Below are 2465 nucleotides of genomic sequence, written 5' to 3'. Positions count from 1 at the left end.
GTGCTCTGGCCAACTGAGCTAAAGAGGCGGGTGGGCAAGCTACTTGTATCGCGTCGCTACAACCAACTACCTTTGCTACGTTCCCGTCCTGGAGGATTCGAAGGGAGCTGACCGTACAAGACTTACCCGTCTTGTTCACTTTTGCGGGTGCAAAGGTAATGCTTTTTATCTTTTCCACAAACTTTTTCCTTCGAAATTTCAAAAAAAAGTCTGCCTATACTCGTTATACCATATAAAATAAGTACTTTTGCATCGAAATAACAACGAAAGAATAAAGAAAGAAGAAAGAAAGAACAAAGAATATGGATATCGACAAGTCTTCTAACGACGAATACCGGCAGTTTACCGCCTTTGCCCGAATCGACGGAGCGATAATCGGTGTGATGTGGGTTGTCAGTTTCTTCTGCTTCATTGGCAATCTGCAGATGCCCATGCTCGGACTCGCAGGAATGGCAATCGGCATATACTCCATCATTTTGGCAGCCATGAGGCTCCGCAAGTTCCGCGACCGCATTCTCGGAGGCAGGATCTCCTTTGGCAAAGCCACTCTCTATTCCATAATGACATACTTCTATGCCACTATCCTCATGGCAGTGGGACAGTACGTATATTTCCAGTTTATCGACCAAGGCTACATGGTGAACCAGACCATCGCCATGCTTTCAATGCCAGAGACAGCTAAAGTCGTTACGGAGGTGTATGGCATGGATCCCAAGCAGATGATAGCAATCCTGCAGGCCACCATGGGAACGATAAGGCCGATAGAGATAGCGTTCCAGTTTCTGACGCTCAACGTGATATTAGGCATTATCATCAGTGTGCCCGTGGGTGCGCTGATGCGCAAACAATAGATAATACATTTTCAGACTATGGATATATCAGTAGTTATACCTCTATATAATGAGGACGAATCATTGCCGGAACTCTATGCGTGGATAGCGCGAGTGATGAAGAGCAAAGGCTTTACATACGAGGTGATATTCGTGAACGACGGATCCACCGACAAGTCGTGGGATGTGATAGAGCAGCTTCGCGCTGAGAATCCGCAGAATGTGAAGGGAATAAAATTCCGTCGCAACTACGGTAAGAGTCCCGCTCTGTATTGCGGATTCCACAAGGCAGAAGGCGATGTGGTGATCACCATGGATGCCGACCTGCAGGATTCTCCCGACGAGATTCCGGAGCTCTACCGCATGATAAAGGAAGACGGCTACGACCTTGTTTCGGGCTACAAGATGAACCGCAAGCAGGGCGACCCCCTCTCCAAGACCATTCCGACAAAGCTCTTCAACGCCACGGCAAGGAAGGTCAGCGGAATACATAATCTGCATGACTTCAACTGCGGATTGAAAGCCTACCGCAAGGATGTGGTGAAAAACATCGAGGTGTATGGCGAGATGCACAGGTATATACCATATCTGGCAAAGAATGCCGGCTTCGACAAGATAGGCGAGAAGCCGGTACACCACCAGGCACGCAAGTTCGGTAAATCGAAATTCATGGGCTGGAACCGCTTCTTCAACGGATACCTCGACCTTATAACGCTGTGGTTCCTGAGCAGCTTCGGCAGAAAGCCGATGCATGTGTTCGGATTCCTCGGCACGCTGGTGTTCATGATTGGTTTTCTCTCGGCTCTCGGACTTGGCATAGACAAGCTCTGGTGTCTCGCCAACGGCATTCCGCAGAGACTCGTCACCTCGTCGCCCTTCTTCTACATCGCTCTCACGATGATGATGATCGGAACGCAGCTATTCCTCGCCGGATTCCTCGGCGACCTGATAAGCCGCAACTCCTCTACGAGAAACGACTATCAGGTGGAGAAGGAAATCTGAATCAAGAATACATCTTTGAATCAAGAATAACGAAATATGAATTTTTCACCCTTCCGCCTGTCGTTGCCGGCAATCATCGCCGTTGCCGCCGTCGCAGCATCCTGCTCTTCGGTGGACTGTCCGCTCAACAACAAGGTGCTCACCAATTATGCCCTGCTCGATGCTGACGGGAGAACGGACACGATGAGGCTCGCCATGACGGTGTCGACAAACCGCACCGACGGTTCTGACTCCGTGCTGATAAACAAGGACCAGGACATCACGAAATTCTCGTTGCCCATAAGCAATGCGCAGCCCAGAGACTCCTTCTTCGTGGAGCTGACGGATGGTGTGACGGCATCCCTCGACACCATTGTGGTGGACAAGGAAGATATGATGCACTTTGAGTCCACGGATTGTGCGGCATCATATTTCCACAAGATAAAAGGAGTGACAACAACACATCACGCCATCGACTCCGTGGCTATTAACTATCATAACGTTGACTATGACACATCGAAGACCCACTTCCACATTTATTTCTCGCCTCGCCATTAGCGTGGTGATGCTTCTCCTTGTGATGGCAATCCCTGCCAATGCACAGAAGCGGAATGCCGCTGCCAAGAAGAATGTGGCAGAACGCGACACCGTGGC

At 49.7% G+C, this 2465-nt stretch carries 3 protein-coding genes and 1 other RNA gene; 3 read left to right on the top strand and 1 reads right to left on the bottom strand.

The window, feature by feature from the left end:
* Window positions 1–29: 29 nt before the first annotated feature.
* An RNA gene (gene ffs / locus QVO99_RS02830) (signal recognition particle sRNA small type) lies at window positions 30–128 on the bottom strand.
* 174 nt (window positions 129–302) lie between these two features.
* On the opposite strand from ffs, the gene QVO99_RS02825 reads away from it, so the two are divergent.
* Genes QVO99_RS02825 through QVO99_RS02815 form a run of 3 tightly spaced genes read left to right on the top strand, consistent with a single transcriptional unit; the run spans window position 303 to window position 2369 of the window.
* The gene (locus QVO99_RS02825; protein ID WP_022316075.1) at window positions 303–851 is read left to right on the top strand and encodes a DUF4199 domain-containing protein; all 549 of its coding nucleotides are present in this window, start codon (window positions 303–305) and stop codon (window positions 849–851) included.
* 18 nt (window positions 852–869) lie between these two features.
* Complete coding sequence (locus tag QVO99_RS02820) at window positions 870–1832, top strand: glycosyltransferase family 2 protein (RefSeq protein ID WP_022316074.1); 963 nt, start codon at window positions 870–872, stop codon at window positions 1830–1832.
* Between the two features lie 36 nt (window positions 1833–1868).
* On the top strand, window positions 1869–2369 hold the full coding sequence (locus QVO99_RS02815) for a DUF6452 family protein (RefSeq protein ID WP_022316073.1): 501 nt from the start codon (window positions 1869–1871) through the stop codon (window positions 2367–2369).
* Window positions 2370–2465: the final 96 nt, after the last annotated feature.

This window comes from Prevotella sp. CAG:592 (assembly GCF_000436015.1).
Classification (GTDB): Bacteria; Bacteroidota; Bacteroidia; order Bacteroidales; family Bacteroidaceae; genus Prevotella; species Prevotella pectinovora.
The sequence above is the reverse complement of the archived record's forward strand: the minus strand, read 5'-3'. Positions and strand labels throughout refer to the sequence as shown.